Here is a 532-nt window from a genome sequence, read left to right on the forward strand (position 1 = left end):
CAAGGTCGCGGAGTACGGCATTACCGAGAAAGACATTTTTGGTGCGCGTCGTGGCAAGTCAGGAACGCAAACGAAGGCGCCAACGGAGGCGAAGTACCGCGACCCGAAGACCGGCGCGACCTGGTCGGGCCGTGGCCGTGCGCCGGCTTGGATTAAGGATGCCAAGAATCGGAATCGATTCCTGATCCAAGAGTAAATTAACTTGGGGGTTGTAAACTCGCTCGCGTTTCGTTATTTTGACGACGTCGGGCGCGAGGTGCGTCCAAGCGAAGCCCGCAAGCGAAAGCAAGCGGGCTTTTTTGATTGCAGTGATGCGCCAGTTCGCCTACAATCGCGGCCGCGGGGTGGAGCAGTCTGGCAGCTCGTCGGGCTCATAACCCGAAGGTCATAGGTTCAAATCCTATCCCCGCAACCAACTGCGAAGCCCGCTCTGCGACAGCAAGCGGGCTTTTTGCTTTGTGCCATCACGTGATCGAGTGGCATTTGAGGCGGGGTGTAAGTTGAAGGCCGAAGACGACTCGAGAGGCTTGCC

At 58.1% G+C, this 532-nt stretch carries 1 protein-coding gene and 1 tRNA gene; both read left to right on the plus strand.

The annotated features are described in order from the left end of the window. The coding region (locus DIE11_RS36030) for an H-NS family nucleoid-associated regulatory protein (protein ID WP_148093076.1) at nucleotides 1-196 on the plus strand (196 nt) is incomplete at its 5' end. Nucleotides 197-338: 142 nt separating this feature from the next. Beyond that, nucleotides 339-415: transfer RNA gene (locus DIE11_RS36035), tRNA-Met, on the plus strand. Nucleotides 416-532 lie beyond the last annotated feature (117 nt).

It is taken from the genome of Burkholderia sp. Bp9012, assembly GCF_003853825.1.
GTDB classification, from domain to species: Bacteria; Pseudomonadota; Gammaproteobacteria; order Burkholderiales; family Burkholderiaceae; genus Burkholderia; species Burkholderia diffusa.